Annotated in this window: 23 protein-coding genes; 17 read left to right on the forward strand and 6 right to left on the reverse strand. The window is 72.0% G+C overall.

What is annotated here, in order from left to right; genetic code table 11:
* Positions 1-102 precede the first annotated feature (102 nt).
* The 3 genes from ABZ564_RS25185 to ABZ564_RS25195 form a co-directional block, all read right to left on the reverse strand.
* Positions 103-2,496, reverse strand: coding sequence for a Tex family protein (locus ABZ564_RS25185; protein ID WP_360860706.1), 2,394 nt, complete (start codon positions 2,494-2,496; stop codon positions 103-105).
* A 154-nt stretch (positions 2,497-2,650) separates the two neighbouring features.
* Positions 2,651-3,508, reverse strand: coding sequence for a hypothetical protein (locus ABZ564_RS25190; RefSeq protein WP_360860709.1), 858 nt, complete (start codon positions 3,506-3,508; stop codon positions 2,651-2,653).
* Positions 3,509-3,590: 82 nt separating this feature from the next.
* Positions 3,591-4,361 carry an enoyl-CoA hydratase/isomerase family protein gene (locus ABZ564_RS25195; protein WP_360860711.1) on the reverse strand — a complete coding sequence of 257 codons (771 nt, stop codon included), beginning with the start codon at positions 4,359-4,361 and terminating at the stop codon, positions 3,591-3,593.
* Positions 4,362-4,440: 79 nt separating this feature from the next.
* Between ABZ564_RS25195 and ABZ564_RS25200 the strand changes: the two genes are divergently transcribed.
* Together ABZ564_RS25200 and ABZ564_RS25205 are read left to right on the forward strand one after the other, a co-directional pair.
* Positions 4,441-5,076 (forward strand): DUF308 domain-containing protein, encoded by a 636-nt coding sequence (locus ABZ564_RS25200; RefSeq protein ID WP_360860713.1) that lies wholly within the window; start codon positions 4,441-4,443, stop codon positions 5,074-5,076.
* A 133-nt stretch (positions 5,077-5,209) separates the two neighbouring features.
* The gene (locus tag ABZ564_RS25205; RefSeq protein WP_360860749.1) at positions 5,210-5,668 is read left to right on the forward strand and encodes an ATP-binding protein; all 459 of its coding nucleotides are present in this window, start codon (positions 5,210-5,212) and stop codon (positions 5,666-5,668) included.
* 22 nt (positions 5,669-5,690) lie between these two features.
* Here ABZ564_RS25205 and idi read toward each other — a convergent pair whose 3' ends face one another.
* The 3 genes from idi to ABZ564_RS25220 form a co-directional block, all read right to left on the reverse strand.
* Positions 5,691-6,284: an isopentenyl-diphosphate Delta-isomerase gene (gene idi / locus ABZ564_RS25210; RefSeq protein WP_360860715.1), complete on the reverse strand. Its 594-nt coding sequence runs from the start codon at positions 6,282-6,284 to the stop codon at positions 5,691-5,693.
* Positions 6,285-6,410: 126 nt separating this feature from the next.
* A complete protein-coding gene (locus ABZ564_RS25215; protein ID WP_360860717.1) occupies positions 6,411-6,926 on the reverse strand; it encodes an N-acetyltransferase in 516 nt (171 codons plus the stop codon).
* Between the two features lie 73 nt (positions 6,927-6,999).
* Positions 7,000-7,935, reverse strand: coding sequence for a cation diffusion facilitator family transporter (locus ABZ564_RS25220; protein WP_360860719.1), 936 nt, complete (start codon positions 7,933-7,935; stop codon positions 7,000-7,002).
* 390 nt (positions 7,936-8,325) lie between these two features.
* Here ABZ564_RS25220 and ABZ564_RS25225 point away from each other — a divergent pair, with 390 nt between their 5' ends.
* The 15 genes from ABZ564_RS25225 to ABZ564_RS25295 all read left to right on the forward strand — a co-directional run.
* On the forward strand, positions 8,326-10,149 hold the full coding sequence (locus ABZ564_RS25225) for a DUF5941 domain-containing protein (RefSeq protein ID WP_360860750.1): 1,824 nt from the start codon (positions 8,326-8,328) through the stop codon (positions 10,147-10,149).
* Entirely contained in the window at positions 10,146-10,883 is a 738-nt protein-coding gene (locus tag ABZ564_RS25230) for a phosphocholine cytidylyltransferase family protein (protein WP_360860721.1), read from the forward strand. The genes ABZ564_RS25225 and ABZ564_RS25230 overlap by 4 nt, the downstream gene beginning before the upstream one ends.
* Complete coding sequence (locus ABZ564_RS25235) at positions 10,871-11,932, forward strand: iron-containing alcohol dehydrogenase family protein (RefSeq protein ID WP_360860723.1); 1,062 nt, start codon at positions 10,871-10,873, stop codon at positions 11,930-11,932. Before ABZ564_RS25230 ends, ABZ564_RS25235 begins: the two co-directional genes overlap by 13 nt.
* The gene (locus tag ABZ564_RS25240) at positions 11,910-12,689 is read left to right on the forward strand and encodes a CDP-alcohol phosphatidyltransferase family protein (protein ID WP_360860725.1); all 780 of its coding nucleotides are present in this window, start codon (positions 11,910-11,912) and stop codon (positions 12,687-12,689) included. The genes ABZ564_RS25235 and ABZ564_RS25240 overlap by 23 nt, the downstream gene beginning before the upstream one ends.
* Before the next feature lie 8 nt (positions 12,690-12,697).
* On the forward strand, positions 12,698-13,570 hold the full coding sequence (locus ABZ564_RS25245) for a glycosyltransferase (RefSeq protein ID WP_360860752.1): 873 nt from the start codon (positions 12,698-12,700) through the stop codon (positions 13,568-13,570).
* A 106-nt stretch (positions 13,571-13,676) separates the two neighbouring features.
* Positions 13,677-14,606 carry an ABC transporter permease gene (locus ABZ564_RS25250; protein WP_360860727.1) on the forward strand — a complete coding sequence of 310 codons (930 nt, stop codon included), beginning with the start codon at positions 13,677-13,679 and terminating at the stop codon, positions 14,604-14,606.
* Positions 14,599-15,384, forward strand: coding sequence for an ABC transporter ATP-binding protein (locus tag ABZ564_RS25255; RefSeq protein ID WP_360860729.1), 786 nt, complete (start codon positions 14,599-14,601; stop codon positions 15,382-15,384). Before ABZ564_RS25250 ends, ABZ564_RS25255 begins: the two co-directional genes overlap by 8 nt.
* Positions 15,385-15,826: 442 nt before the next feature.
* A complete protein-coding gene (hpnC, locus tag ABZ564_RS25260) occupies positions 15,827-16,747 on the forward strand; it encodes a squalene synthase HpnC (protein ID WP_360860731.1) in 921 nt (306 codons plus the stop codon).
* Between the two features lie 29 nt (positions 16,748-16,776).
* Complete coding sequence (gene hpnD, locus ABZ564_RS25265) at positions 16,777-17,697, forward strand: presqualene diphosphate synthase HpnD (RefSeq protein WP_360860733.1); 921 nt, start codon at positions 16,777-16,779, stop codon at positions 17,695-17,697.
* Between the two features lie 119 nt (positions 17,698-17,816).
* Entirely contained in the window at positions 17,817-19,205 is a 1,389-nt protein-coding gene (hpnE, locus tag ABZ564_RS25270) for a hydroxysqualene dehydroxylase HpnE (protein ID WP_360860735.1), read from the forward strand.
* A complete protein-coding gene (locus tag ABZ564_RS25275) occupies positions 19,202-20,305 on the forward strand; it encodes a polyprenyl synthetase family protein (RefSeq protein ID WP_360860737.1) in 1,104 nt (367 codons plus the stop codon). The genes hpnE and ABZ564_RS25275 overlap by 4 nt, the downstream gene beginning before the upstream one ends.
* A gap of 106 nt (positions 20,306-20,411) precedes the next feature.
* Positions 20,412-22,415 carry a squalene--hopene cyclase gene (gene shc, locus ABZ564_RS25280; RefSeq protein WP_360860739.1) on the forward strand — a complete coding sequence of 668 codons (2,004 nt, stop codon included), beginning with the start codon at positions 20,412-20,414 and terminating at the stop codon, positions 22,413-22,415.
* Positions 22,415-23,074 (forward strand): 1-hydroxy-2-methyl-2-butenyl 4-diphosphate reductase, encoded by a 660-nt coding sequence (locus ABZ564_RS25285; RefSeq protein ID WP_360860741.1) that lies wholly within the window; start codon positions 22,415-22,417, stop codon positions 23,072-23,074. The genes shc and ABZ564_RS25285 overlap by 1 nt, the downstream gene beginning before the upstream one ends.
* A gap of 5 nt (positions 23,075-23,079) precedes the next feature.
* Positions 23,080-24,099 (forward strand): adenosyl-hopene transferase HpnH, encoded by a 1,020-nt coding sequence (hpnH, locus tag ABZ564_RS25290; RefSeq protein ID WP_360860743.1) that lies wholly within the window; start codon positions 23,080-23,082, stop codon positions 24,097-24,099.
* A 56-nt stretch (positions 24,100-24,155) separates the two neighbouring features.
* The coding region (locus ABZ564_RS25295) for a hypothetical protein (RefSeq protein WP_360860754.1) at positions 24,156-24,233 on the forward strand (78 nt) is incomplete at its 3' end.

Raw genomic sequence — 24,233 nt, forward strand, 5'->3', positions numbered from 1 at the left:
GCGTCTGCGGCGCGGGGCCGGGGCGGCGCTCCGGTTCCGGGAAGGGGCGGGGAGGGGACAAGGCCCGCCGCGGACGCACCACCCAGCCCCCGCCCCGGGGGACTACCGCCCCCCGTCCCCCTTCAACAACCCCGCCCGCCGCAACGCATCGGCCATGGCCCCGTTCGCCGGAGTCGCGGCGGGCGCCGGCCGGCCACCGCCGCCACCCCCCTGCCGGGGCCGGGGCGGCCGTCCACCACGCTCGGCGCCACCCGCACCGCGAGCCCCCGCCCGGGGCGCACCCGCACCGCCGCCCCGGCCGCCGGCCGGAGCCGCACCGCCCCCCACCTCGTCGTCCAACCGCAACGACAGCGAGATCCGCTTACGCGGAATGTCGACCTCCATCACCTTCACCCGGACCACGTCGCCCGGCTTCACGACATCCCGCGGGTCCTTCACGAAGGACCGCGACATCGCGGACACATGCACGAGCCCGTCCTGATGCACACCGACGTCCACGAACGCCCCGAACGCGGCGACGTTCGTCACGACGCCCTCCAGCACCATTCCGGCCGCCAGGTCGCCGATCTTCTCGACGCCCTCCTTGAAGGTGGCGGTCCTGAAGGCGGGTCGCGGGTCGCGCCCCGGCTTCTCCAGCTCCCTCAGGATGTCGGTGACCGTCGGCAGCCCGAACTTCTCGGACACGAAGTCGTCCGCCCGCAACGACCGCAGGACATCCGTGTTGCCGATCAGCGCGGCGACATCCCCGCCCGTCTTCTTCACCATCGCCCGCACCACCGGGTACGCCTCCGGGTGCACGCTGGACGCGTCGAGCGGGTCGTCGCCCCGGATGCGCAGGAAGCCCGCGCACTGCTCGTACGCCTTCGGGCCCAGCCGGGCCACGTCCTTCAGGCTCTTGCGGGAGCGGAACGGGCCGTTGGCGTCGCGGTGCGCCACGATGTTCTCGGCGAGCCCCGTGCCGATGCCGGAGACCCGGGAGAGCAGCGGCGCGGAGGCGGTGTTGACGTCGACGCCGACGCCGTTCACGCAGTCCTCGACGACCGCGTCCAGCGACCGCGAGAGCTTCACCTCGGACAGATCGTGCTGGTACTGCCCGACCCCGATCGACTTCGGGTCGATCTTCACCAGCTCGGCCAGCGGGTCCTGGAGCCGGCGCGCGATCGAGACGGCGCCGCGCAACGACACGTCCATGTCGGGGAGTTCCTGCGAGGCGAAGGCCGACGCCGAGTACACGGAGGCGCCGGCCTCCGAGACCATCACCTTGGTGAGCTTCAGCTCCGGGTGCTTCGCGCACAGCTCGGCGGCGAGCTTGTCCGTCTCGCGGGACGCCGTGCCGTTGCCGATGGCGATCAGGTCGACGTGGTGTTCCCGGGCCAGCCGCTCCAGCGTGGCCAGCGACTGGTCCCACTTGTTGGCCGGCACGTGCGGGTGGATGACGTCGGTGGCGACGACCTTGCCGGTCGCGTCCACGACGGCGACCTTCACACCGGTACGGAAACCGGGGTCGAGCCCCAGTGTGGCCCGAGTCCCGGCCGGCGCGGCGAGCAGCAGGTCGCGCAGGTTCGACGCGAAGACGCGTACCGCCTCGTCCTCCGCCGCCGTACGCAGCCGCAGCCGCAGGTCGATGCCGAGGTGCACCAGGATCCGGGTCCGCCAGGCCCACCGCACCGTGTCGGCCAGCCACTTGTCGCCGGGGCGCCCCCGGTCGTTGACGCCGAAGCGCCGGGCGACCATGTTCTCGTAACTGGACGGGCCGGGCTCCTGGGACGGTTCCTCCGGCTCCAGGACCAGGTCGAGCACGTCCTCCTTCTCGCCCCGGAGCATCGCCAGCACCCGGTGCGAGGGCAGCGCGGTGAACGGCTCGGCGAAGTCGAAGTAGTCCGCGAACTTGGCGCCCGCCTCCTCCTTGCCGTCCCGCACCCGGGCCACCAGCCGCCCGCGCGTCCACATGCGCTCGCGCAGCTCGCCGATCAGGTCGGGGTCCTCCGAGAAGCGCTCGGTGAGGATGGCGCGGGCGCCCTCCAGGGCAGCCGCCGCGTCCGCGACGCCCTTGTCCGCGTCGACGAAGGCCGCCGCGGCGGCGAGCGGGTCCACCGAGGGGTCGTCGAGCAGGCCGGAGGCGAGCGGTTCGAGGCCGGCCTCCCGGGCGATCTGCGCCTTCGTCCGCCGCTTCGGTTTGAACGGGAGGTAGATGTCCTCCAGGCGTGCCTTCGTGTCGGCCGCCCGGATCCGCGCCTCCAGCGCCTCGTCGAGCTTGCCCTGCTCCCGTACGGATTCGAGGACCGCCCTCCGGCGCTCCTCCAGCTCCCGCAGATACCGCAGCCGTTCCTCGAGCGTGCGCAGCTGCGCGTCGTCGAGCATCTCGGTCGCTTCCTTGCGGTAGCGCGCGATGAACGGCACGGTCGACCCGCCGTCGAGCAGCTCGACGGCCGCCTTCACCTGCCGCTCGCGTACGCCGAGCTCCTCGGCGATCCTGCCTTCGATGGACGTCGTCACGGTTCTACCGACTCGCCTTCTCCTGCTGGCTGTGCTGGTCGGGCCCCGGGCCGCCGCTGGGACGGGCCCGGAGTCACACGCCCTGCATTCTGCCGGGTGGCCGGCCACCGTGTCGCCCGGCCACCCCAGGGAGCGGTCTTCCGGTTTTCGCGGGTCAGCCCGTCGCGCTCGCCGGGAAGGCGCCCGCCGCGGCCGCCGTCGCGAGGAAGCCCCGCCCCAGTTCCGTCAGCCGGGCCACCCCCGGTCCGCCCAGGTGCTCGTACGGGCCCAGGTCCATGCGGTCCGTGGCCTCCTCCAGCTCCTTGCGCAGCTCGGCGCCCTCCTCGGTCAGCCCGCCCTCCGCCGTGAGGAGCCCGCGCCCGCGCAGCCGCTCCGACGCGTCCTCCCAGTCGGCGCGCCGCCAGCCACGGCTGGCCAGGAGCCAGCCGATCGCCATGCCCTTGCCCGTGGCGGTGTGGCTGACCAGGGCCTCGACCGGGTCGAGACCGGCGGAGAGGAGCGCGGCGAGGTGCGCGTCCCCCCGGTGCTCGCGCAGCAGGGTCGCCGCGTGCCAGTACGCCAGGTGCGGTTCGTCCGGAACCGGCAGACCGGCGTGTGCGGCGTACAGCGGCCGGGCGTGCCGGGTGCAGCCCTCCGTGGCGCGCAGGGCGAGCCGCGCGGCCTCGGCTATCTCGGGGGAGGCGATGACCTCCTCACCGAGCAGCCGGCGCAGCGTCGCGTCGGCGGCGCGCAGCCGGGCGTCCAGGACCTTCGCGGGCGAGGCGATCTCCCAGACGGCGGGGACGTGCCGGGCCACCAGGGCGGGGTTGAAGTTGTAGAAGGTCGCGGTCACGGTGTCGGCGCCGACCGCGCCCATCGCGGCCGCGCGGGTGGCGAAGTAGGCGGCGGAGGGGTCGCAGATCCCGATCCCCCCGAGCTCCTTGCCGAGGTCGGGGGAGAAGTAGAGCGAGGAGTGCAGCGGGTTCAGGGCGTTGTGGCAACGCCGTCCGGCGCGGGGCGGGAGAGTACTCATGCCCAGCACGTTACCGACTGGTCGGTACGGCCAGGAAGCCCTCGCCGTGCGTGAGCTGTGCCGCAGTCGGCGACGCCGGGGCTCAGCCTCCGGCGGGCCTCCCGGCCCGCCAGGTGAAGCGGGGCGTACGGCGTTCCAGGAAGGCGGCGACACCCTCCGCGGTGTCGCCGCCGCGCCGCGCCTGCCCGGCCCAGTGCCCGGCCCGGTCCTCGCGCCCGGCCGCGAACTCCTTGGCCGCCGCCTGTGTCAGCCGGGACCGGGACACCAGCGTCCGTACATACGCGCCGACCCGCTCGTCCAGCGCGCCGGCCGGCAGCACCTCGTCCACCAGACCGGTCCGCAACGCCCGCTCCGTGTCGATCAGCTCGCCGGAGAACAGCAGGTGCTTGGCCGTCGCGGGCCCCGTCAGGGCGACCAGCCGGCGGGTGGACGACGCGGGGTAGACGATCCCCAGCTTGGCCGGGGTGACCCCGAACAGCGCCCCTTCCGCCGCGAAGCGCAGATCGCAGGCGGCGGCGAGCTGGCTCCCGCCGCCCACGCAGTAGCCGCGCACCGCGGCGAGCGTCGGCAGCGGGAACGCGGCCAGCGCCTCCTCGGCCGCCACGGCCAGTGCCTGCGGATCGGGCCCGGGATCCCGGAGCGAGGAGATGTCCGCACCCGCGCAGAAGGTGTCGCCCGCGCCCGTCAGGACCAGGGCGCCCACCGAGGGATCGGCGGCCAGCTTCTCCAGCAGCACCGGCAGCGCCTGCCACATGGCGGCCGTCATCGCGTTGCGCTTGGCGGGGTTGCTGATGACGACGGTGGCGACGCCGTCGGCGACGGCGTGCTCCAGCCGGGGTTCCGTACGGTCCATGGCCGGATGCTATCCGTGCTGTTCGAACCTATGATCAAGAAGGGGTCGCGAAGCAGGCACGCACCCCGAGGAGCCCCACGTGGCCGGTCCCGAACGCGAAGGCAGGAAGCTCAACCGCAGTTTCGGCGGTCTGGCCCTGCTCGGCATTCTGCTCGTCGTCGCCGGCCTGGTCGGCCTCGTCTACACCGGCGTGGCGACGCTCACCTCGATGATCCTGTTCGGCTGGCTGCTTCTCGTCGGCGGCCTGGTCGGACTGGTGCACGCCGTCCAGTCGCGCGGCACCGACTACTTCTGGCTGGGCGTGGTGGTCGCCGCGCTGAACATCGCCGCCGGGATCGTCGTCATCCGCCACCCGCACGGGACCGCCGAGGCGCTGACCATGTTCGCGGCGCTGCTCTTCCTGACCGGCGGGGTCTTCCGGCTCGTCGGCAGCGTCGTGGTGCGCGGACCGCAGTTCGGCCTGATGCTGCTCCAGGGCGCCTTCGGGCTGCTCCTCGGCCTGCTCGTCCTCTTCGACTGGCCGCACAGCAGTCTCTACGTACTCGGCTGCTTCTTCTCGCTGGCCCTGCTCTTCGACGGGCTCGGGCTCGTCGCCCTCGGCATCGGCGGCAGACGGATCGTCTCGATGGTCTCCGAACAGATGGCGTCAGGAGGGAACAAGGGAGAAGAGGCGGACCCGCTCACCGAGGACAGTCAGAAGCAGTCCGAAAAATGACACTCCCGTGTGAATGAAGTCGAGTTCGGTCAATAGGAGTCGACTTGTGTTCAGTAGTACGGACCGGGGCAACCTCGACCGCCACCCTGTACTCGATGTGAAGTCACTTCGAGTGGAGAGCGGGTACCGGACTATGGAGAGCCGCGGGAGTGTCCCCGCCCGGCCCGTGCCGTACGAAGGGGTCTGGCGGTTCACCGCCCCGGCCACGGACGTCTCCGTACCCCGGGCCAGGCACGCCGTACGCGATCTGCTGAAGCGCCAGAACGTGCCGATCGACGACGACATCACCCAGGGGCTGCTGCTCATCGTCTCCGAGCTGGTCACCAACGCCGTGAAGCATGCGGCGCTGCTCTCGCCCGAGCTCGCCGTCGAGGTGGCCGTGGGTGAGCAATGGGTCAGGGTGTCCGTCGAGGACAACCACCCCTACCGCCCCACGGCGCTGGAGACCGACTACGCGCAGACCGGCGGACGGGGCCTGCTGCTGGTCCGCGAGATCACCCGGGAAGCGGGCGGCACGTGCGACGTCGAGCACACCGCGGGCGGCGGCAAGGTCATCTGGGCGGCCCTGCCGCTCAGCGGCACCGCCCTCTGAACCCCGCCGCCCGCGTACGTCCCTACCAGCCGGCGGCGTCCCCGGTCAGCTCGCGGACCGCGGGCCGCGCGGCGTCCAGCACGGTCATGAACCACGCCGAGAACGGCTCCCGGGCGTGCCGCTCGGCCAGCTCCGCCGCCGTCACGAAGGCCGTCCCGCCGACCTCCTCCGGATCGGGCCGCAGCCGCTCCTGCGCCAGACCCACGAAGAGGTGGTTGAACTCCTGCTCCACCAGGCCCGACGCCGGGTCCGGGTGGTTGTAGCGGACGGTGCCGGCCTCGGCCAGCAGGGAGGGCGAGACGCCCAGCTCCTCGTACGTACGCCGGGCGGCGGCGGCGAAGGGCGCCTCGCCCGGGTAGGGGTGGCCGCAGCACGTGTTGGACCAGACACCGGGGGAGTGGTACTTGCCCAGGGCGCGCTGCTGCAGCAGCAGCCGGCCCTGCTCGTCGAAGAGGAACACGGAGAACGCGCGGTGCAGCTGTCCGGGCGCCTGGTGGGCGGCGAGCTTCTCCGCCGTGCCGATGGTGGTGCCGTTCTCGTCGACCAGTTCGAGCATGATCGCGTCCGCTGTGCCGTTCGACGAGGTGTTCGCCGCGGTGACTGGTGTGGTCGGCATACCCATCCTTCGCTGTGGTCCCGGCCCCGTGCGCCGGTCCCGTCGAGTCTGCTCAAGTCTGCCGTACAAAAGCGGCTTGTCCGTACTTCGGTTCCGGGTATGTCCGCCCGGCCCCCGACCGGCACGTCAGACCCCGAACGCCGCCGGATACTCAATCGTGCCCAGCGGGACGGGCGCGGAATCATCGAGCGGCAGCGCCATCATCGCCTCGTCCGGGACGTCGAAGGACGGCCGGATTCCGTAGCGCGAGGCCGGTACGAAACCGAACCTCGGGTAGTACTCGGGATGGCCGAGCACCAGTACCAGCCGCTCCCCCCGCTCCCGGGCGGCGTCGAGCGCGGCCCGCACCACGGCCGAGCCCGCTCCCCGGCGCTGGTGCTCCGGCGCGGTGGCCACGGGAGCCAGGGCCAGCGCGGCCGCGCCGCCGACCCGGCACCGGGTCAGCAGGGCGAAGGCGGCGACGGCCCCGTCGGGCGACTCGGCGACGTACGAGAGGCCCGGCAGCCAGGCCGACGGATCGCCGCGCAGCGCGTCCACGAGACCGGCCTCCGCCTCCGTCGGGAACGCGGCGGCGTTCACGGCGTGCACGGCGGGGATGTCGGCGGCCGCCTCGGGGCGGACGGTCCAGGTGATGTCGGTCAACGCGGGGGTCCTCCGGCGGGCCGGTTCGTGCACATCCGCGAAACCCTACACCTGGGCTCCGCGCCCCGCGGCGTCAGCGGCAGAGCCTCGTCTCGTGCTCGGCGTGGCCGCTCGGCTCCAGCTGGAAGGTGCAGTGCGCGACGTCGAAGTGGTCGCCGAGGCAGCCCTGGAGCTCGTGGAGCAGCTTCTCGTGACCGATCGAGTCGAGCAGGTCCTGCTGCACCACCACATGGGCGGAGAGCACCGGCATGCCCGAGGTGATCGTCCACGCGTGCAGGTCGTGGACGTCCAGCACCCCGGGCAGCGCCGTGATGTGGTCGCGCACCTCGCCCATGTCAACGCCCGGCGGCGCCGCCTCCAGGAGGACGTTCAGCGTCTCGCGCAGCAGCCGCACCGTGCGCGGCACGATCATGAGGCCGATGACCAGCGAGGCGATCGGGTCCGCCGCCTGCCAGCCGGTCGCCATGACGATGCCCGCCGAGATCAGCACCGTCACCGAGCCCAGCGTGTCCGCCAGCACCTCCAGATAGGCGCCGCGCACATTGAGGCTGTCCTCCTGCCCGCGCGTCAGCAGCGCCAGCGACACCGTGTTCGCGACCAGACCCGCCAGGGCGAAGGCGATCGTGAGCCCGCCCCGGGTCTCGGCCGGATCGATGAAGCGCTCCACCGCCTCGAAGAGGAGATAGCCGCCCACCCCGAGGAGCAGGCAGCAGTTGGCGAGCGCCGCCAGGATCTCCGCCCGGGCGTAGCCGAAGGTGCGGTTCGGGCCGGCCGGTCGGTTGGCGAAGTGGATCGCCAGCAGCGCCAGCCCGAGCCCCAGGGCGTCGGTGGCCATGTGGGCCGCGTCGGCGATCAGTGCGAGGGAGCCGGACAGCACACCCCCGACGATCTCCATGACCGTCACGGCCAGCGTGATGCACAGCGCGATGCGCAGCCGTCCCTTGTGCGCGGCGGCCGCCGTGCCGGCCGGTACGCCGTGCGCATGTCCGTGATCGTGCCCTGCCCCCATGGGGACGCCTCCCGGTCGTCTCGCGGGCCCGGGCTTCCCCGGGCCGGCCCCTGCCAGTCAACTACGGGTGGGGGGTATGGGGCAACACGGCGTCGAACACCGTTGTCATTAGCCCTGACCTGCGGAAACGAGTGCGAGTGAGAGCCGTGCCGCGATACGGGGGCCGGTCGGCGACGAGAGCGTCGCCCCGGCTTTTTTGTCAGGCGAGGCGGCCATCGACGATGATGATCGCGGGTGGCGCGCACGATCCGGCTCCGCCCGGAACGGAGCACAAACGGGCAGTGAACTCGCGCTTCCGTTCATCCGATAGCCTCTGCCGACATGCCGCCGGCCGCTTCGGGCCGCACTGTCGCGTGCCGATCCGTGTCAGCACCCAAGGAGTGAGTTCGTCTGTCGACCGCCATTCTCACAGGTGCTCCGCTGCCCGGATCGTCGCTGGAGGACGATCTGCGGTCGCTGGGCTTCGACGTCCGCGCAGCCGCCGACGTCACCGAAGCGGCCGCACTGCTGTCGGCCGTCCCGGCGGGCCACCGGGTCGCCCTCGTCGACCCCCGCTTCGTCGGCCACCGCCACGCCCTCCGGCTCGCCCTGACCGACCCCCGCTTCCCCGCGGCGGCTGTGCCCGGCGCCCTCACCGCGCAGGCCGAGGCACGCCCCGCCCTGGTCGGCGCCCTGCGCGCCACGACCGACGCGGTCGGCGCCGGAGTGCCCGCGGGCGGCACCGCCGCGGTCACCGACCGGACCGTGCCCGGCAGGCTCGCCGCGGCCATGGAGGCCCAGGGCACCGCCGTGCAGCGCCCCGAGCTCGGCTCGCTCGTCGCCACCGTGCCCACCGACGAGACCGGCCGCGCCGCCGCCCGCTCGGACGTCGAGGCCGTGGACGACGAGGCGGTCCGGCTGCGCAGCGCGGTGAAGGCCCGCGACGGCTTCTTCACCACCCACTTCATCAGCCCGTACTCGCGCTACATCGCCCGCTGGTGCGCGCGCCGGGGCCTCACGCCGAACCAGGTCACCACCGCGTCCCTGCTCACCGCGCTGATAGCGGCCGGCTGCGCGGCCACCGGCACCCGCGGCGGCTACGTCGCGGCGGGCATCCTGCTCCTGCTCTCCTTCGTCCTGGACTGCACCGACGGACAGCTCGCCCGCTACTCCCTCCAGTACTCCACGATGGGCGCCTGGCTGGACGCCACCTTCGACCGCGCCAAGGAGTACGCCTACTACGCGGGCCTCGCCCTCGGCGCTGCGCGCGGCGGCGACGACGTCTGGGCGCTGGCACTCGGCGCGATGGTCCTCCAGTCCTGCCGCCATGTGATCGACTTCTCGTTCAACGAGGCCAACCACGACGCGGTGGCGAACTCCAGCCCCACGGCCGCCCTCTCCGACAAGCTCGACAGCGTCGGCTGGACGGTCTGGCTGCGGCGGATGATCGTGCTCCCGATCGGCGAGCGCTGGGCGATGATCGCCGTACTCACCGCGCTCACCACCCCGCGCATCGTCTTCTACGCCCTGCTGATCGGCTGCGCCTTCGCCGCCTGCTACACCACCGCCGGCCGCCTCCTGCGCTCGCTGACCCGCAAGGCCCGGCGCACCGACCGCGCCGCCCGGGCCCTCGCCGACCTCGCGGACTCCGGCCCGCTCGCCGAGCTCGTCGCCGCCCGCGGCCCGCGTATCCGCGGCGCCCGGACCGCCCCGGTGATCGCCCTCGTGGGCGCCGGCGCACTGATCGCCGCCGCGCTCCAGCAGCCCTTCGGCAGCCGACAGACGATCATCGCCGCCGCCTTCTACGCCATCTGCTCGGGCCTCGCCGTGGCCCGCCCCCTCAAGGGCGCCCTCGACTGGCTCCTGCCGCCCGTCTTCCGGGCCGCCGAGTACTGCACGGTCCTGATCCTGGCCGCCCGCAGCGACATCGACGGGGCGCTCCCCGCGGCTTTCGGACTGGTCTCGGCCGTCGCCTACCATCACTACGACACGGTGTACCGCATCCGAGGCGGCACCGGCGCCCCGCCCCGGTGGCTGGTGCGCACGATCGGCGGACACGAGGGCCGGACCCTGGTCGTGGCCGTGCTCGCCGCCGCTCTCACCGGAGCCTCCGGCTTCACCACGGCCCTCACCGTCCTCGCAGTGGCCGTCGCGCTGGTCGTGCTGGTGGAGTCCATCCGCTTCTGGGTGTCCTCCGGGGCGCCCGCCGTCCACGACGAAGGAGAACCCGCATGATCGGCCTCGTACTGGCAGCCGGCGCAGGACGGCGCCTGCGCCCCTACACCGACACGCTGCCCAAGGCGCTCGTGCCGGTGGACGGCGACCGGACGATCCTCGACCTCACGCTGGCCAACTTCGCCGAGATCGGGCTCACCGAGGTCGCGATCGTCGTCGGCTACCGCAAGGAGGCCGTCCACGCCCGCAAGGAGGAGCTGGAGGCGACGTACGGCCTGAGGCTCACCCTCGTCGACAACGACAAGGCCGAGGAGTGGAACAACGCCTACTCCCTGTGGTGCGCCCGTGACGTGCTGAAACGCGGCGTGCTCCTCGCCAACGGCGACACCGTCCACCCGGTCTCCGTCGAGCGCACCCTGCTGGACGCGCGCGGCGACGGCAAGAAGATCATCCTCGCTCTCGACACGGTGAAGAACCTCGCCGACGAGGAGATGAAGGTCGTCGCCGAGGACGGCAAGGGCGTGCGCCGGATCACCAAGCTGATGGACCCGTCCGAGGCCACCGGCGAGTACATCGGCGTCACCCTCATCGAGGCCGAGGCCGCCGAGGAGCTGGCCGACGCGCTGAAGGCCACCTTCGAGCGCGACCCGGACCTCTACTACGAGGACGGCTACCAGGAGCTCGTCGACCGGGGCTTCACCGTCGACGTCGCCCCCATCGGGGACGTGAGCTGGGTCGAGATCGACAACCACGACGACCTCGCCAAGGGGAGGGGGATCGCGTGCCGGTACTGACCCGACTCATCCCCTCCCCGGTCTTCGTCGACATCAGCCGGGGCGCCATGCACGACCTGGCCGGCCTCCTCGCCGACCAGCGGATCTCCGCCTCCGGCAAGCTCGCCATCGCGATCAGCGGCGGCTCGGGGCAGGCCCTGCGCGAGAAGCTGGCACCGGCCCTGCCGGGCGCCGACTGGTACTGCGTCGCGGGCGGCAGCATCGACGCCGCGGTGCAGCTGGCCGACGACATCAAGGGCAAGCGCTACGACGCCGTGGTCGGCCTCGGCGGCGGCAAGATCATCGACGTGGCGAAGTACGCCGCGGCCCGGGTCGGCCTGCCGCTGGTCTCGGTCGCCACGAACCTCGCGCACGACGGCCTCTGCTCGCCCGTCGCCACCCTGGACAACGACAACGGCCGGGGCTCCTACGGCGTCCCCATGCCCATCGCCATGGTGATCGACCTGTCGGTGATCCGCGCCGCCCCCGACCGCTTCGTACGGTCCGGCATCGGGGACGCGATCTCCAACATCTCCGCCATCGCCGACTGGGAGCTCTCGCACCAGGCCAACGGCGAGCAGATCGACGGCCTCGCCGCAGCCATGGCCCGTACCGCCGGCGAGGCCGTCCTGCGCCACCCCGGCACGGTCGCCGACGACGAGTTCCTCACCGTCCTCGCCGAGTCGCTGGTGCTCTCCGGCATCGCCATCTCGATCAGCGGCGACACCCGGCCCTCGTCCGGGGCCTGCCACGAGATCAGCCACGCCTTCGACCTGCTCTTCCCGAAGCGGGCCGCAAGCCACGGCGAGCAGGTCGGCCTCGGCGCCGCCTTCGCCATGCACCTGCGCGGAGCCGTGGACGAGTCCGGCCTCTTCGCCGAGGTGCTGCGCAGGCACGGCCTGCCGGTCACGCCCGAGGAGATCGGCTTCACCGCCGACGAGTTCGTCCAGGCCGTCGAGTACGCCCCCCAGACCCGACCGGGGCGCTTCACGGTCCTGGAACACCTCAGCCTTTCCACCGACCAGATCAGGGACGCGTACGCCGACTATGCCAAGACCATCAGTAGCTGAACTCCGCCCGGTCGTTCACCCGCCGGGCGTCAAGGACCGGCGCAGCGGTGAACACTGGGCGGGCCGGATATACATGCGCGAGATCTCCCTGCGCATCGACCGGTACCTGGTGAACACCAAGGTCACGCCCAACCAGCTGACCTATCTGATGACCCTCGCCGGTGTGCTCGCCGCCCCGGCACTGCTCGTGCCGGGCATCTGGGGCGCGGTGCTCGGCGTCGTCATGGTCCAGCTGTACCTGCTGCTCGACTGCGTGGACGGCGAGATCGCGCGCTGGAAGAAGCAGTTCTCGCTCGGCGGCGTCTACCTGGACCGGGTCGGCGCCTACCTGTGCGACGCGGCCGTGCTCGTCGGCTTCGGTCTGCGCGCCGCCGACCTGTGGGGCACCGGCCGCATCGACTGGCTGTGGGCCTTCCTCGGCACGCTCGCCGCGCTCGGCGCGATCCTGATCAAGGCCGAGACGGACCTGGTCGGCGTCGCCCGTCACCAGGGCGGCCTGCCGCCGGTCAAGGAGTCCGCGTCCGAGCCGCGCTCCTCCGGCATGGCGCTCGCCCGCCGGGCCGCCGGTGCGCTCAAGTTCCACCGGCTCATCCTGTGCGTCGAGGCGTCGCTGGTCATCCTGGTCGCGGCCGTCCTCGACGAGGTGCGGGACGACTTCTTCTTCAGTCGGCTCGCGGTCGCGGTCCTGGCCGGCATCGCCCTGCTGCAGACCCTGCTGCACCTCGTGTCGGTCCTGGCATCGAGCAGGCTGAAGTGAGTACACCCATGAAACTCGGCGCGGTCATCATCACCATGGGCAACCGCCCGGCCGAACTGCGGGCCCTGCTCGATTCGGTCGCCGCCCAGGAGGGCGACCGGATCGAGGTGGTCGTCGTCGGCAACGGCTCGCCCGTCCCCGACGTCCCCGCGGGCGTCCGGATCGTCGAGCTGCCCGAGAACCTGGGCATTCCCGGCGGCCGGAACGTCGGCATCGAGGCCTTCGGGCCCTCCGGCGCCGACGTGGACGCCCTGCTCTTCCTCGACGACGACGGGCTGCTGCCCCTCACCGACACCGCGGAGCTGTGCCGGAAGGCGTTCGCCGAGGACCCCCGGCTCGGCATCATCAGCTTCCGCATCGCGGACCCCGAGACCGGTGTCACCCAGCGCCGGCACGTGCCGCGGCTGCGGGCCGCCGACCCGATGCGCTCGTCGCGGGTGACGACGTTCCTGGGCGGTGCCAACGCGGTGCGCACCAGGGTCCTTGCCGAGGTCGGTCCGCTGCCGGGCGACTTCTTCTACGCGCACGAGGAGACCGACCTGGCCTGGCGGGCGCTGGACGCCGGCTGGCTGATCGACTACCGCGCGGACATGGTGCTGCACCACCCCACCACGGCCCCGTCCCGCCATGCCGTCTACCACCGCATGGTGGCACGCAACCGGGTCTGGCTGGCCCGGCGCAACCTCCCCGCCCCCCTCGTCCCGGTGTACCTCGGGGTGTGGATGCTGCTGACCCTGCTGCGCAGGCCGTCCGGCGAGGCGCTGAAGGCATGGTTCGGCGGCTTCCGGGAGGGCTGGCGGACGCCGTGCGGACCGCGCCGCCCGATGAAGTGGCGTACCGTGTGGCGCTTGACCAGGCTGGGCCGCCCGCCGGTGATCTGAGAGGCTCGCCTCTGGGAGCATGAGTCGTATTTTTCTTGTCAGGACCTGTCCGCCCTGAGCCGCGCCCGCGACCGGCTGCGCATTTCGAATACGAGAGTTTCTTCTGGTGAGTGACACAACCCATGGTGGTGCGGCCCTGCTGGGCGGCCCGCCATCAGCCGACGACGGCCTGAGCGCGGCCGAGCTGGCCGCGAAGTACGGCCTTGCGGTCAGTGGTGCCCGGCCCGGACTCCTCGAGTACGTGCGCCAGCTCCAGGGGCGACGCCATTTCATCCTGGCGTTCTCCCGGGCCAAGCTGACCGCCCAGTACAGCCAGGCGAAGCTGGGCCAGCTGTGGCAGGTGGCGACCCCGCTCCTGAACGCCGCGGTCTACTTCCTCATCTTCGGGCTGATCCTCGGCACGAAGAAGGGCATACCGCAGGAGGTGTTCATCCCGTTCCTGGTGACCGGGGTGTTCGTCTTCACCTTCACCCAGAGCTCCGTGATGGCCGGCGTACGGGCCATCTCCGGGAACCTCGGTCTGGTCAGGGCGCTGCACTTCCCACGGGCGTCGCTGCCGATCTCCTTCTCGCTCCAGCAGCTCCAGCAGCTGCTGTACTCGATGATCGTGCTGATCGCGGTCACGGTCGGATTCGGCAGCTACCCCCGGCTGTCGTGGCTGCTGGTGATCCCCGCCCTGGCCATGCAGTTCTTCTTCAACACCGGACTGGCGCTCGCCATGGCGAGGATGGGGGCGAAGACCCCCGACCTGGCCCAGCTGATGCCGTTCGTCATGCGCACCTGGATGTACGCGTCCGGGGTCATGTTCTCCATCCCGGTGATGCTCGCGGACAAGCCGGCCTGGATCACCGACGTGCTCCAGTACAACCCGGCGGCCGTCTACATGGACCTGGTCAGGTTCGCCCTGATCGACGGATACGGCTCCGAGAACCTGCCCGACCACGTCTGGGCGGTCGCCCTCGTCTGGTCGGTCGTGGTGGGCATCGTGGGCTTCGTGTACTTCTGGAAGGCAGAGGAACGGTACGGCCGTGGCTGACGACAACACCGCGGGGCGCGTCCCCACCGTGATCGCCGACGACGTGCACATCGTGTACCGGGTCAACGGCGGCGGCGGTGGCAAGGGCAGCGCCACCGCGGCACTGAGCCGGATCCTGCGCCGCGACAAGCGCGAGGAGCGCGGGGTGCGCAAGGTGCACGCCGTGCGCGGCGTCACCTTCACCGCCTACCGCGGCGAGGCGATCGGGCTCATCGGCACGAACGGCTCCGGCAAGTCGACGCTGCTCCGCGCCATCGCCGGCCTCCTGCCGACCGAGAGCGGCAGCGTCTACACGGACGGCCAGCCCTCGCTGCTCGGCGTCAACGCCGCGCTGATGAGCGACCTGACCGGTGAGCGCAACGTCGTGCTCGGCGGCCTCGCGATGGGGATGAGCCGGGAGGAGATCCGCGAGCGCTACGACGAGATCGTCGACTTCTCCGGCATCAACGAGAAGGGCGACTTCATCACCCTGCCCATGCGCACGTACTCCTCCGGCATGGCCGCCCGGCTCCGCTTCTCCATCGCCGCCGCCAAGAACCACGACGTGCTCATGATCGACGAGGCGCTGGCGACCGGTGACCGCAAGTTCCAGATCCGCTCCGAGGCGCGGATCAGGGAACTGCGCAAGGAGGCCGGGACGGTCTTCCTGGTGAGCCACAGCAACAAGTCGATCAGGGACACCTGCAACCGGGTGCTGTGGCTGGAGAAGGGCGAGTTGCTCATGGACGGCCCGACCGAAGAGGTACTGCGGGCCTACGAGCGCGAGACCGGCAAGTAGGACACACCCGCGTCACGCCCCGGGCGGCCCCCGCCGGACCCTTTCCGGCGGGGGCCGCGCCATGTCCGGGCGGTGGACCGGAGGCGGGGCATCCACGCCTCGTCGTACGGCGTCCGGCGCGATCTCCTACCGCCGGATGACGTGAACGCGGCCCGGTGGGTGGAAAGTTGACGCGGACCACGGGGCCGGTGCCGCACGGCTCGGACCCCCGCGTTCGAGTGGCAGTCGTACAACGTAAGCTGTACCGGTGCTGATTCGCCGCAAGTGGGGCGATACCGCCTGGGTGGACGGCCCGGAGCCGTCCTCGGCACTCGGGAGGGTGGGCGGCGTGTCCGGAATGGGATGTTTTGGGTCAGCAGTGTAGAACGGGAGATGTGACGGCTATGACGGAAGATCTCCAGCTCCGAGGTGCTCACGCCGTCCCCGCGCAGGGCGGTCCGCAGTGACCCGTACCCGGCAGGCGCGGCTTGATACCGCCGCATCCGGAACCCTCGACAAGGCGGCCGACGAGAACTTTCCGGTCGCCCCCTTCTTCCTGCCGCGCGCCTGGCGCGACGATCTGATGGCCGTCTACGGCTTCGCCCGGCTCGTCGACGACATCGGCGACGGCGACCTCGCCCCCGGCGGCGCCGACGCCACGCACCTCGGCCTCGACCCGGCCCAGGGGGACGACCGGCTCGCGATGCTCGACGCGCTGGAGAGCGACCTGCGCCGCGTCTTCGCCACCACCGGCGGGACTCCGCGCCACCCGCTGCTCCGGGCGCTGCGCCCCACCGCCCGCCGCCGCGCGCTCACCCCGGAACCCTTCCTCGGCCTCATCGAGGCCAACCGGCAGGACCAGAAGGTCCGCCGCTACGGCACGTACGAGGAACTGCTCGCCTACTGCGAGCTGTCCGCCAACCCCGTCGGCCGCCTGGTCCTCCAGCTCACCGGGACCGCGAGCCCCGAACGGCTGCGCCGCTCCGACGCCGTGTGCACCGCACTGCAGATCATCGAGCACCTCCAGGACGTCGCCGAGGACCTCGGCCGCGACCGCGTCTATCTGCCGGCCGAGGACATGGCCCGGTTCCACGTCGGCGAGGCGGACCTCGCGGCGCCCTCCGCGAACGCGTCGGTGCGCTCCCTGATCGCGTACGAAGCGGAACGCGCCCGGGATCTGCTGAATGAAGGAACCCCTCTGGTGGGTAGCGTCCACGGCAGGCTCAGACTGCTTCTCGCCGGATTCGTGGGAGGAGGACGCGCCGCCCTCACCGCGATCGCGGGCGCCGGATTCGACGTACTGCCCGGACCACCCGGACCCACCAAGCCCAGCCTGCTGCGCGAAGTGGGAGTTGTCTTGCGAAAAGCGCGTAGAGAGGGGTGAGCCGGACCGTGGAGGGACAGACGACGTACATGTCGGCACCGGTACAGGCGGCGTACAGTTACTGCGAGGCCGTCACCGGACAGCAGGCGCGTAACTTCGCGTACGGCATCAGGCTGCTGCCGGCCGAGAAGCGGCAGGCCATGTCGGCCCTGTACGCCTTCTCCCGTCGCGTCGACGACATCGGGGACGGCGAACTGGAGCCGGAGACCAAGCGCATCCGCCTGGAGAGCACCCGCACCCTGCTCGACCGGGTCCGCGCCGGCGCGGTCGAAGAGGACGACACCGACCCGGTGGCCGTCGCGCTCGCCGACGCCGCCCGCAGGTTCCCGCTGCCGCTCGAAGGGCTCGACGAACTCATCGACGGTGTGCTGATGGACGTGCGCGGCGCGGCCTACGAGACCTGGGACGACCTCAAGGTCTACTGCCGGTGCGTCGCGGGCGCCATCGGCCGCCTCAGCCTCGGTGTCTTCGGCACGGAGCCGGGCGCACCCGGCGCCGAGCGCGCCGCCGAGTACGCGGACACGCTCGGCCTCGCCCTCCAGTTGACGAACATCCTGCGCGACGTCCGCGAGGACGCGGGCAACGGCCGCACCTATCTGCCCGCCGACGACCTCGCCAAGTTCGGCTGCTCCGCGGGCTTCCACCGCGCCGCCCCGCCGCCCGGCTCCGACTTCGCGGGCCTCGTCCACTTCGAGGTCCGGCGCGCCCGCGCCCTGTTCGCCGAGGGGTACCGGCTGCTGCCGATGCTCGACCGCCGCAGCGGGGCCTGCGTGGCGGCGATGGCCGGCATCTACCGCAGGCTCCTCGACCGCATCGAGCGCGATCCCGAGGCGGTGCTGCGCGGCCGGGTCTCGCTGCCCGGCCACGAGAAGGCGTACGTGGCGGTGCGCGGCCTGTCCGGTCTCGACGCCCGCCACATCTCCCGGCGCACGACCCGGGGGCGTGTCTGAATGGGCCTCACGCACATCTCGCGTCCCGTGTGCCTCCGGGATGAACGGAACGGCCGGCGGGCAACCCCCGGCCCGGCCGCTGCGTCCCTGCCTGAGCAGGCCCGGCGAGAGGGGGACGCATGAGTGACGACGCCCTGCGCCCGTCCCGTGCGGTCGTGGTCGGCGGCGGGCTCGCCGGCATCACGGCTGCCCTCCGCCTGGCCGACGCCGGACTTGACGTGACCCTGCTCGAAGGGCGGCCCCGGCTCGGCGGGCTCGCCTTCTCCTTCCGCCGGGGCGGCCTGACGGTCGACAACGGCCAACACGTCTACCTGCGCTGCTGCACCGCCTACCGCTGGTTCCTCGACCGTGTCGACGGCGCCCGCCTGGCGCCCCTGCAAAACCGTTTGGACGTGCCCGTTCTCGACGTCGGGCGGCCCTCGGGACCCCGGCTGGGACGGTTGCGCCGCAACGCGCTCCCGGTTCCGCTGCACCTCGCCGCCGGCCTGGCCGGATACCCGCACCTGTCGCTCGCCGAACGGGCCGGCGTCGCACGGGCCGCGCTCGCGCTCGGCCGGCTCGACCCGGACGACCCCGCGCTCGACGCCGTCGACTTCGGCAGCTGGCTCGCCCGCCACGGCCAGTCGCCCCGCACCATCGAGGCTCTCTGGGACCTGGTCGGCGTCGCCACCCTCAACGCCACCGCGCCGCACTCCTCCCTCGCGCTCGCCGCGAAGGTCTTCAAGACCGGACTGCTCTCCGAACCGGGCGCCGCCGACATCGGCTGGGCCGCCGTACCGCTCGGCGACATCCACGACACCCTGGGCCGCAAGGCGCTGGACTCCGCCGGCGTCCGCACCGAACTGCGCACCAAGGCGGGCGCCCTCACCCGCACCGGCGAGGGAAGCTGGCTGGTCGACACCGGAGCCGAACGGATCGAGGCGGACACCGTTGTCCTGGCCGTGCCGCAGCGCGAGACCCACGCGCTGCTGCCCGAGGGCGCGCTCGACGCGCCGGACCGGCTCCTGGAGATCGGTACCTCGCCGATCCTCAACGTGCACGTCGTCTACGACCGCAAGGTCCTCAAGCGGCCGTTCTTCGCCGCGCTCGGCTCGCCGGTCCAGTGGGTCTTCGACCGCACCGAGGCGTCCGGCCTCACCGGCCCCGGGCAGTACCTAGCGGTCTCCCAGTCCGCAGCCGGCGACGAGATCGACCTGCCCGTGGCCGAGCTGCGCGCCCGCTACCTGCCCGAGCTGGAACGGCTGCTGCCGGCCGCGCGCGGCGCGGGCATCCGGGACTTCTTCGTCACCCGTGAGCGCACCGCGACCTTCGCACCCGCCCCCGGCGTCGGCCGGCTGCGCCCCGGGACGCTCACCCGCGCCCCCGGACTCTTCCTGGCAGGTGCCTGGACCGCCACCGGCTGGCCCGCCACGATGGAGGGCGCGGTCCGCAGCGGGGCGGGCGCCGCGGACGCCGCGCTCCTGGCGCTCGGCCGCCCCCACGAACATCCGCTGCAGGAGGCGGCATGAGCAGTACCACCGGAACAAGAGGAGAGTCAGTGACCCCGGCGAATCCGGCTTTCGACACCGTGGCGGACGCCACGGACGTCACCGCGCTTCTGGAGCGCGGACGGGCCCTTTCCGCGCCGGTGCTCCGGGCCGCCGCCGACCGGCTCGCACCGCCCATGGACACCGTGGCCGCCTATCACTTCGGCTGGATCGATGCCCAGGGCAGGCCCGCGGACGGCGACGGCGGCAAGGCCGTCCGTCCGGCGCTGGCCCTGCTGTCCGCGGAGGCGGCCGGCGCCGCGGCCGAGGCCGGCGTCCCCGGCGCCGTCGCCGTCGAACTCGTGCACAACTTCTCGCTGCTGCACGACGACCTGATGGACGGCGACGAGCAGCGGCGCCACCGCGACACCGTGTGGAAGGTGCACGGCCCCGCCCAGGCCATCCTGGTCGGCGACGCCCTGTTCGCCCTGGCCTACGACGTCCTGCTGGAGCTGGGCACGGCCGAGGCGGGCCGTGCGGCGAGGCGGCTGACGTCGGCCACCCGTAAGCTCATCGACGGGCAGGCCCAGGACATCTCCTACGAGCACCGCGAGCGCGTCACCGTCGAGGAATGCCTGGAGATGGAGGGCAACAAGACCGGTGCCCTCCTCGCCTGCGCCTGCTCCATCGGCGCGGTGCTCGGTGGCGCCGACGACCGGACCGCCGACCTCCTGGAGGCGTACGGTCACCACCTCGGGCTCGCCTTCCAGGCGGTCGACGACCTTCTCGGCATCTGGGGCGACCCCGAGTCCACCGGCAAGCAGACGTGGAGCGATCTGCGCCAGCGGAAGAAGTCGCTGCCGGTCGTCGCCGCGCTCGCCGCGGGCGGGCCGGCCTCCGAGCGCCTCGGCGAACTGCTCGCCGCCGACGCCAAGAGCAGCGACTTCGACAGCTTCTCCGAGGAGGAGTTCGCCGCCCGTGCGGCGCTCATCGAGGAGGCGGGCGGCCGCGAGTGGACCGCCCAGGAGGCGCGTCGTCAGCATGCGGTCGCCATCGAGGTGCTGCACGGTGTCGACATGCCGGAATCCGTGCGGGCGCAGCTCACGGCGCTCGCGGACTTCGTCGTCGTACGAAAGAGATGATCACCATCTGGTCCATATGACTCGCAGTCGCCGGCCGGTGCCCGCACGGGCGCCGGCCGACGGAGACCCCAGCACAGCAGAGGACCACCTGCACGAAGGGGAAGCCATGACAGCGACGACCGACGGAAGCACCGGGGCCGTTGACCCCCGCGCAGCCTCGGCCAGCAGACCGACTATCGAATCAACCATCGCCGCGGACGGTGTACTTGCCGCCGCGCGGCGGGCCGCCGAACGCTCGGTCGAGCATCTCCTCGGCAGGCAGGACGAGCAGGGCTGGTGGAAGGGCGACCTCGCCACCAACGTCACCATGGACGCCGAGGACCTGCTGCTCCGTCAGTTCCTCGGTATCCAGGACCCCGCCACGGTCCGGGCGGCCGCCGGGTTCATCCGCGGCGAGCAGCTCGGCGACGGAACCTGGGCGACCTTCCACGGCGGCCCCGCGGACCTCTCCACCACCATCGAGGCGTACGTGGCGCTGCGGCTGGCGGGCGACCGGCCGGAGGACCCGCACATGGCCCGTGCCGCCGGCTGGGTCAGGGAGCAGGGCGGCATCGCCGCGAGCCGGGTCTTCACCCGGATCTGGCTGGCCCTCTTCGGCTGGTGGAAGTGGGACGACCTGCCGGAGCTGCCCCCCGAGCTGATGTTCTTCCCCACGTGGGTCCCGCTCAACATCTACGACTTCGGCTGCTGGGCCCGTCAGACCATCGTGCCGCTCACCATCGTCTCGGCGAAGCGGCCGGTGCGGCCCGCCCCCTTCGCCCTGGATGAGCTGCACACCGACCCCGACCACCCGAACCCTCCCAAGCGCCCCGCCCCCGCGGCGAGTTGGGACGGCCTCTTCCAGCGCCTCGACAAGGCGCTGCACCTCTACCACCGGTTCGCGCCGCGTGGACTGCGCCGGGTCGCGATGAACGCCGCCGCCCGCTGGATCATCGAACGCCAGGAGAACGACGGCTGCTGGGGCGGCATTCAGCCGCCCGCCGTCTACTCGGTCATCGCCCTGCACCTCCTCGGCTACGACCTCGAACACCCGGTGATGCGGGCCGGACTCGAATCGCTCGATCGCTTCGCCGTGTGGCGCGAGGACGGCACCCGCATGATCGAGGCGTGCCAGTCCCCGGTCTGGGACACCTGCCTGGCCACCATCGCGCTCGCCGACGCCGGGGTCGCCCCCGACCACCCGGCGCTCGTGAAGGCGGCGGACTGGATGCTCGCCGAGGAGATCGTCCGGCCGGGCGACTGGGCGGTGCGCCGACCCGGACTGGAGCCCGGTGGCTGGGCGTTCGAGTTCCACAACGACAACTACCCCGACATCGACGACACCGCGGAGGTGGTCCTCGCCCTCCGCCGGGTCCGCCACCCCGACCAGGCACGGGTGGAGGCCGCCATCGAGCGCGGCGTGCGCTGGAACGTCGGCATGCAGTCCCGCAACGGGGCGTGGGGCGCGTTCGACGCGGACAACACCAGCCCCTTCCCCAACCGGTTGCCCTTCTGCGACTTCGGCGAGGTCATCGACCCGCCGTCCGCCGACGTCACCGGGCACGTGGTGGAGATGCTCGCCGTCGAGGGCCGCGCCGACCACCCCGTCACCCGGCGCGGCATCGAGTGGCTGCTGTCCGAACAGGAGGCCAACGGCGGCTGGTTCGGGCGCTGGGGCGTCAACTACGTATACGGAACCGGGTCGGTGGTCCCCGCGCTGACCGCAGCCGGGCTGCCTCCGTCGCACCCGGCGATCCGGCGCGCGGTCGAGTGGCTGGAGTCCGTCCAGAACGACGACGGCGGCTGGGGCGAGGATCTGCGCTCGTACACCGAGGAGAAGTGGATCGGCCACGGCGCGTCCACCGCGTCCCAGACCGCCTGGGCGCTCCTCGCGCTGCTGGCCGCGGGCCGGCGGGACACCGTCGCCGTGACACGCGGCATCGCCTGGCTGACCGAGACCCAGCAGGCCGACGGTTCCTGGGACGAGCCCTACTTCACCGGAACCGGGTTCCCCTGGGACTTCTCCATCAACTACCACCTCTACCGGCAGGTCTTCCCGCTCACCGCACTCGGGCGGTACGTGCACGGCGACCCGTTCGCGGGCCGCACGCCGACGCGCGAGGAGGCCTGATGGGTGACGGTCCGGGGCCGGCCGGCCCCGCCGCCCCCCTGCTGATCGCCTGCGCGCTCGGCATCGAACAGCTCGCCCTGCGCACCGGCAGGGGGAGGGCGGTGGACGCCCCGGAGCGGGTGACCGTGCTCCGTACCGGCATGGGCCCCAGGGCGGCAGAAACCGCCGTGGCGCGCGCGCTCGGGCAGGACGGGGCGGCGGACACCGCGGTCATCGCCTCGGGGTTCTGCGCCGGTCTCGCGTCCGGGATGCACCCGGGCGACCTGGTGGTGGCCGAGGAGACCCGGGCCGCCGGGGACCCCGTCCCGTGCACCGGCGCGGACCTGCTGGCCGAGGCGCTGGCCAGGGCCGTACCGGGGCGCACCGTACACACCGGTCCGCTGACCGGCTCCGACCATGTCGTCCGGGGACATGGACGGGCCGAACTGCGGGCCACCGGGGCGATCGCGGTGGACATGGAGTCCGCGGCGACCCTGCGCACCGCCCTGCGGTCCGGGCCACGCCCGGTTGCCGCCGTACGGGTGGTCGTGGACGCTCCGGAGCATGAGCTCGTCCGCATCGGCACGCTTCGCGGTGGAATATCGGCTTTCCGTGTTCTTCGTGCTGTCCTGCCGGCTTTCTATGAATGGCACCGATCTCTGCTGCTCCCCAGGAGGTGAGCTAGATGGCCATGCCGCTTCGTCAGTCCATCAAGGTTGCGACGTACCTCATTGAACAGAAGCTCCGCAAGCGGGACAAATTTCCGCTGATCGTCGAGCTGGAGCCGTTGTTCGCCTGCAACCTCGCCTGCGAGGGCTGCGGGAAGATCCAGCACCCGGCCGGAGTCCTCAAGCAGCGCATGCCCGTGGCCCAGGCCGTCGGCGCCGTGCTCGAATCGGGCGCCCCGATGGTCTCCATCGCCGGCGGCGAGCCGCTGATGCACCCTCAGATCGACGAGATCGTGCGCCAGCTCGTGGCCAGGAGGAAGTACGTCTTCCTCTGCACCAACGCGGTGCTGCTGCGCAAGAAGATCGAGAAGTTCACCCCGTCGCCCTACTTCGCGTTCGCCGTGCACATCGACGGGCTGCGCGAGCGGCACGACGAATCGGTCGCCAAGGAGGGGGTGTTCGACGAAGCGGTGGCGGCGATCAAGGAGGCCAAGCGGCGCGGCTTCCGGGTCACCACCAACTCCACCTTCTTCAACACCGACACCCCGCAGACCATCATCGAGGTGCTCAACTTCCTCAACGACGACCTCAAGGTCGACGAGATGATGATCTCGCCCGCCTACGCGTACGAGAAGGCACCCGACCAGGAGCACTTCCTGGGCGTCGACCAGACCCGTGAGCTGTTCAGGAAGACCTTCGCCGGCGGCAACCGGAGCCGGTGGCGGCTGAACCACTCGCCGCTCTTCCTGGACTTCCTGGAGGGCAAGGCCGACTTCCCGTGCACGGCATGGGCCATCCCCAACTACTCGCTGTTCGGCTGGCAGCGGCCCTGCTACCTGATGAGCGACGGCTACGTGCCGACGTACCGGCAGCTCATCGAGGAGACCGACTGGGACAAGTACGGCCGGGGCAAGGACCCGCGCTGCGCGAACTGCATGGCGCACTGCGGTTACGAACCCACCGCCGTCCTCGCCACCATGGGGTCGCTGAAGGAGTCCCTGCGCGCCGCACGCGAGACCGTCGGCGGAAACCGGTGAGCAGATAGCCGGTCGCCCGGCAGGCGGGCGGGGCACCCGCGTACAAGAACAAGGAGATCTTCGAGAGCCGCTACCCGGCGCAGTTCATCTCGGAGGCCATCGACCAGACCCGCGGCTGGTTCTACACGCTGATG

The organism is Streptomyces sp. NPDC019224, assembly GCF_040632605.1.
In the GTDB taxonomy this organism is placed as follows: Bacteria; Actinomycetota; Actinomycetes; order Streptomycetales; family Streptomycetaceae; genus Streptomyces.